This is a genomic window from Kitasatospora sp. NPDC054768 (assembly GCF_053612025.1).
Map to the genome: position 1 here is coordinate 1 of NZ_JBSHBN010000286.1, position 5,678 is coordinate 5,678.

Sequence of the window (5,678 nt, forward strand, 5' to 3'; positions counted from 1 at the left end):
GTGTTTCCCGCGGGTGCGTCAGATCTGCACGCCGAAGTCCTGGGCGATGCCGGCCAGGCCGGAGGCGTAGCCCTGGCCGACGGCGCGGAACTTCCACTCCGCGCCGTTGCGGTAGAGCTCGCCGAAGATCATCGCGGTCTCGGTGGCGGCGTCCTCGGAGAGGTCGTAGCGGGCGATCTCGGCGCCGCCGGCCGCGTTCACCACGCGGATGTAGGCGTTGCGGACCTGGCCGAAGTTCTGGCCGCGGGCGACGCCGTCGTAGATGGTGACCGGGAAGGTGATCTTGACGGCCTCGGCCGGCAGGCCGGACAGGCTGATGTTGAGCGCCTCGTCGTCGCCCGCGCCCTCACCGGTGCGGTTGTCACCGGTGTGCACGACGGTGTTGTCCGGCGTGCTGGTGTTGTTGAAGAACACGAAATGGGCGTTGGACAGCACCTTGCCGTCCGCGTTCAGGACGATCGCGCTGGCGTCGAGGTCGAACTCGGCGCCGGTCGTGGTGCGGACGTCCCAACCCAGGCCGACGGTGACCGCGGACAGACCGGGGGCCTCCTTGGTCAGCGAGACGTTGCCACCCTTGGAGAGGCTCACTGGCATGACGATTGCAGTCCCTTCGTTCGCTTCGTGCGCTTTTTCCCGGGACAACGCAATACTCCGGCGGCTTGGTTCCGCAGGAAGCGTGAATTCTTCGCGGGCGCCAATCGGAGGGCAAAGCCCGGGCAAAGCCGGTGTCAGATCCGCCGGAACCGGCCCTGCAGAGTCCAGATGTTCGGATTGTCGGCCAGGCCGGGGTGCATGTCGAAGAGGTCGGCCAGGGTGTCCTGGAGGAAGTCCCGGGCCTCGCGCCGCAGTTCGCCGTGGCGGACCACCACCGGCGGCTCGTCCGGCAGCCAGGTGGCGGTGACCTCGACCCAGTTGAAGCGGCGGGCGAAGCGCAGCAGCTCGGTGTTCTGGGTGAAGTCGAGGTCGGCGGTCTGCACCCGCGCGGCCCGGCCGCCGTCCGGGTCGCGGTCCAGGAGCTCGGCGACGTCGCACAGCGCCCAGGCGAAGTCGAGCACCGGAACCCAGCCCCAGGCGGTGGACAGGTCCGAGCCCTCGCCGTCCAGGTAGACGTCGCCGCAGAACAGGTCGTAGCGCAGGGCGTGCACCGACGCGGTGCGGTAGTCCGTCTGCGGGGGGTCGGGGAAACGGTTGGAGAGGGAGTAGCCGAGCTCGATCACGTACGCCATTGTCGGGGCTCGGGGCGGATCGGGGTAACCGGGTGCGCGGGCGCGGGGGCGTACCGATAACCGGGTGACCGGGCGGGCCGGGCGCGGGATGATGGACGCATGTCCGAGCCCATCCGCGTACGGGGGTCGGTGGTCGTCCCCGACGCCGAGCTCGTCTGGCGCTTCTCGCGTTCCTCCGGCCCCGGCGGCCAGCACGTCAACACCTCCGACTCCAAGGCCGAGCTGCGCTTCGACCTGGCGTCGACCGGGGCGCTGCCCGAGGTGTGGCGCGAGCGTGCGCTGGAGCGGCTGGCCGGCCGGCTGGTGGACGGCCGGGTGCTGGTCGTCCAGGCCTCGGAGTTCCGCTCGCAGTGGCGCAACCGGGAGGCGGCCGCGGCCCGGCTGTCGGCGCTGCTGAGCGAGGCGTGCGCACCGCCGCCGAAGGCCCGGCGGGCGACCAGGCCGAGCCGGGGGACGGTCGAGCGGCGGCTGACCAACAAGCGGCTCCGCTCCGAACTGAAGCAGGGCCGCCGGGCGCCGCGCGGCGGCGAGTAGCCGGCGGGCGGTTCAGCCGAGGGTGCGGTAGCCGCCGCGGAAGTAGAGCAGCGGGCGGCCGGCCGGGTCGGGGACCACGGCCTCCAGGACGCGGCCGAGCAGCAGGGTGTGGTCGCCGGCGGGTATCCGCTGCTCGGTGCGGCACTCGACGGTGGCCAGCGCGCCGTCGATCAGCGGTGCGCCGGTGCGCGGGCCGCGTCGGTGCGGGGTGTCCGCGAACAGCAGCCGGTCGCTGAGCCGGCCCTTCATGGCGAACCGGGAGCCGAGCGTCTTCTGTCCCTCGGTCAGCACCGAGACCGCCCAGGTGTCCGTCCGGGAGAGCACCTCGTCCATCCGGGAGTCCTCGCGGACCGAGATCAGTACCAGCGGCGGCTCCAGTGACACCGAGAGGAAGGACGTGGCGGTCATGCCGACGTCCTCGCCGTCCTCCGGGTCGTGGACGGTCACCAGGCTCACGCCGGCGGCGAGCTGGGAGAGGGCAGCCCGGAACTCGTCGGGCGTGGCGTGGGGGGCAGCTTCGGGCTGCGGGGACGGGTACACGTACCGCACGGTAGTCGTCACCCGGGAGGAACGGCATCGGGCCTTGGTCGTAGGACCGGCGCTCCGGCCGAAGGGTTGCGCCCGGTGGCCGAACTCACCCTCAGGAGTGAAGCGGCCGGACCGGCGGGCCCAGTCGGCTTCAGTCCGGGGCCCATGCGGTCGACCACCAGAAATGTGCCGATAGCGCTTTATGTCCCGCTATGGGACAGATGAACTGATTAAGGGCGCATTAGTGTCGTGTGATTTAAGTCACAAGTGATGGCCTATTGCTGACCGAGCGTGCCGAGCGCTGTGCTCCCTGTGATTCAGTTCTTCTGGCAATCGGACGATAACCAATCAAGAACTATCCGAAGCAGCCGGGGAGCCCCCGCATGGAAGCCGAGTCGGAGCCGTACGTCCGTCTCGCGACCCTCCGCACCTTGCACCGGGTCGTGGCGGACCTCAACGCTGCCCGCAGCCTCGCTGGCACGCTCCAGGCCGTTGTCGAAGGCGCGGTGCACGGGCTCGGCTTCGACGCCGCCGCCGTCAGCCTGGTCCGGCCGGACGGCGACCTCGTGGTGGCGGCCGTCTGGGAGCTGGAGGAGAGCCCGATGGGCGGCCCCTCCGTGCTGCTCGGCCAGGTCGGCTCCCGGGAGTCCTGGGACCGGCTGCTCGGCGTCAGCGACCACTGGGGCACCCTGCGCTTCCTGCCGTACGACCGCGGCTGGGCCGTCGCCAGCGACATCCCGCGCTGGATCGGGGACAGCCCGCTGCCGGTGTACGCCAACGACTGGCACCCCGCAGACGGGCTGCTCGCCCCGATGTACAGCGCAGGCGGCGACCTCCTCGGCGTCCTCTCGGTGGACCGCCCGCGCAGCGGCAAGCGGCCCGGGGCGTGGACCCGCGAGGCGCTGGAGATGTTCTCCCTGCAGGCCTCCATCGCGATCGGCAACGCCCGGCTGCGGGCCGAGATGCAACGCGCGCTGGCCCGCCTGGAGAAGGAGCAGCAGGCGCTGCGGGCCAGCGAGGAGAGCTTCCGCCAGGCCTTCGAGTACGCGCCCAGCGGGATGGCGATCACCGAGCTGCACGGCGTCGGGCGCGGCCAGCTGACCAGGGTCAACGACGCGCTCTGCCGGCTGCTCGGCCGGCCCCGGGCGGTGCTGCGGCAGCAGAGCTTCGCCGACCTCGTGCACCCCGAGGACCGGGCGCTGCTGGAGCGCACCAGCGCCGAGAGCGGCCGCGCGGAGCTGCGGCTGTCCCGGCGGGACGGCGGCTACCAGTGGGTCTGCCTGCGCAACTCGATCGTCGCGGACGCGGCCGAGGGCCCGAGCTTCCTGCTCACCCACGTCGAGGACATCGAGGACCGCAAGCGGCACGAGTTCCAGCTCGCCCACCGGGCCAGCCACGACGCGCTCACCGGGCTGCCGAACGGCGCCGAGCTCAAGACCCGGCTGGCCCGCCGGCTCTGCGCCCAGCCGCAGCCGGTCGGCGCCGCGGCCGGCCAGGTCGAGGCGGCCTACCCGCAGCCGTACGGCTACCCGGCCGACTCCTACAGCGCGCACACGGCGCACGGGCGGCTGGAGGGCGCGGACCCGTACGCCGGGCCGGTGCACGGCTACGGACTGCCCGAGGGCCTGCCGAGCGGGCTCGGCCCGGGCTACGGGGAGCACGTCCACGCGGTGGTCCCGGCCGAGTACGGGCCGGGCGGCGAAGCCTGGTCGGCGCCGTTCCGCTCAGGCGGCGCGGCGGCGGTGGACAAGGGGCTCGCGGTGCTCTTCTGCGACCTGGACGGATTCAAGTCGATCAACGACCGGTTCGGTCACAACGCGGGCGACGCGGTGCTGGTCGAGGTGGCCCGGCGGCTGAGCCAGGCCGTCCGGGACGGTGACACGGTGGCCCGGCTCGGCGGTGACGAGTTCGTGGTGCTGGCCGACGGGATCGGCCGTGAGGAGGCCAAGGACCTCGCCCACCGGCTGCGGGGCGCCATCATCCCGCCGATGCGGATCGACGGACGGGCGATGCGGGTGGGGGTGAGCCTCGGGGTCGGCTGGGCCGGCTGCGGGATGAGCATCGAGGAGGTGCTGCACACCGCCGACGAGCGGATGTACGACGAGAAGCGGGCCCGGGGCGGGGCGGTGCGCGGTGCGCGCGGCGAGCGCTCGCACCGGCGCGCGGGCTGAGCCGGCGGACGGCCGGTGCGGGCTCGGGTCCGCCCAGGTCGGCCCGGGTTACCCGCGAGTTGTCAAGGGGTCTTTTCCCGCCGTCACATACGACAGGTAGGGTTCCCGGTACGACAGCGTCCATGATCTGCGCCGCCCGCAGCAGGCGGCGCACCGGATGGGGGAGCAGACCACCGTGACGACCGCCGGCAGCAACGGAGTGCCCGAGGGCCAGGGGGGCGGTGCCCCGCAGGACGACGACCCGTTCGGCTACCTCTACCGCCCGGCCGACGGTTCCACCGGGCAGCCGGCCGAGCCGCAGCAGGGGGTCCCGCGCACGTCGTACAGCCGCCCGATGGAGGTCGGGCGCGCGCAGTACGGCTATCCGCAGCGGGCGCAGCAACAGCAGCAGCAGCCGTACGGCCAGCAGGGCATGCCGCCGCAGGGGTACCCGGGCGGTCAGCCGCAGGCCCCGTACGGCGGTCAGCCCGGATCGCCGCAGCAGCCCGAGTACGGTGCCGCGCCCACCCAGCAGACCCGCTACGCGGAGCACTCCCGGCCGCAGCCGGGGGAGGAGCCGCGCAGCAGCGGCCGGAGCAAGGGCGCGGTGATCGGCGCGGTCGCCGTGGTCGCTGCGATAGCGATCGGCGCCGGCATAGCGCTCTCCACCGGGGACCCGGACGACACCAAGAACACCAAGGGCGGCACCGCGACCACCGCCCCGCCGGCCCCCAACAGCCCGGCGCCGACGGCCACGAACGCGAGCGCCGGCCCCACGTCGAGCGCCACCGCCATCTCCGGGCCGACGAGCGTGGACGCGGGCCAGCTCCAGGCGCAGAACGCGCCGTCCGGCAACAGCGTCAAGGGCGCCAAGTCCGCCGACGGCAGCTACCTGACGCTCCAGCCGGGCGGTTCGGTGACCTGGACCGGCGACATCGCCACGGCCGGGACGTACAAGCTGAGCGTGCACTACAACTACTCGGGCGCGGACATCAAGGGCGGGGCCGCGGTGAACGGCAAGGACTGGCCGAGCGGGGTGACCTACAAGGTCTACGGGGCGCCCCCCAAGGACCAGACCGCCGCCTGGTTCTCCACCTGGATACTCCCGCAGTTCCAGGCCGGGCCGAACTCGGTGACCTTCACGGTGCCCTCCGGGCCGATCCTGATCGACCAGATCACCATCGAGCCGAGCGGCTGACGCCACCGCGGACGCGACGCGGCCGCCCGCCCCCGAGGGGGA

6 protein-coding genes are annotated in these 5,678 nt (G+C 72.7%); 3 read left to right on the plus strand and 3 right to left on the minus strand.

From position 1 onward, the window contains the following. Positions 1 to 18: 18 nt before the first annotated feature. Both ACWGKU_RS40150 and ACWGKU_RS40155 read right to left on the minus strand, forming a co-directional pair. Positions 19 to 594 carry a TerD family protein gene (locus ACWGKU_RS40150; protein WP_359909342.1) on the minus strand — a complete coding sequence of 192 codons (576 nt, stop codon included), beginning with the start codon at positions 592 to 594 and terminating at the stop codon, positions 19 to 21. A gap of 134 nt (positions 595 to 728) precedes the next feature. Continuing rightward, positions 729 to 1,226, minus strand: coding sequence for a hypothetical protein (locus tag ACWGKU_RS40155; protein WP_380554233.1), 498 nt, complete (start codon positions 1,224 to 1,226; stop codon positions 729 to 731). A 99-nt stretch (positions 1,227 to 1,325) separates the two neighbouring features. On the opposite strand from ACWGKU_RS40155, the gene arfB reads away from it, so the two are divergent. After that, the gene (gene arfB / locus ACWGKU_RS40160) at positions 1,326 to 1,760 is read left to right on the plus strand and encodes an alternative ribosome rescue aminoacyl-tRNA hydrolase ArfB (protein ID WP_401053109.1); all 435 of its coding nucleotides are present in this window, start codon (positions 1,326 to 1,328) and stop codon (positions 1,758 to 1,760) included. A 12-nt stretch (positions 1,761 to 1,772) separates the two neighbouring features. Here the strand turns inward: arfB and ACWGKU_RS40165 are convergent, their stop codons facing one another. Continuing rightward, positions 1,773 to 2,309, minus strand: coding sequence for a flavin reductase family protein (locus tag ACWGKU_RS40165; protein ID WP_387695577.1), 537 nt, complete (start codon positions 2,307 to 2,309; stop codon positions 1,773 to 1,775). Positions 2,310 to 2,671: 362 nt separating this feature from the next. Between ACWGKU_RS40165 and ACWGKU_RS40170 the strand changes: the two genes are divergently transcribed. Together ACWGKU_RS40170 and ACWGKU_RS40175 are read left to right on the plus strand one after the other, a co-directional pair. Beyond that, positions 2,672 to 4,459, plus strand: coding sequence for a GGDEF domain-containing protein (locus ACWGKU_RS40170; RefSeq protein ID WP_401053107.1), 1,788 nt, complete (start codon positions 2,672 to 2,674; stop codon positions 4,457 to 4,459). A 157-nt stretch (positions 4,460 to 4,616) separates the two neighbouring features. Continuing rightward, positions 4,617 to 5,636 carry a hypothetical protein gene (locus ACWGKU_RS40175; RefSeq protein ID WP_452181002.1) on the plus strand — a complete coding sequence of 340 codons (1,020 nt, stop codon included), beginning with the start codon at positions 4,617 to 4,619 and terminating at the stop codon, positions 5,634 to 5,636. Positions 5,637 to 5,678: the final 42 nt, after the last annotated feature.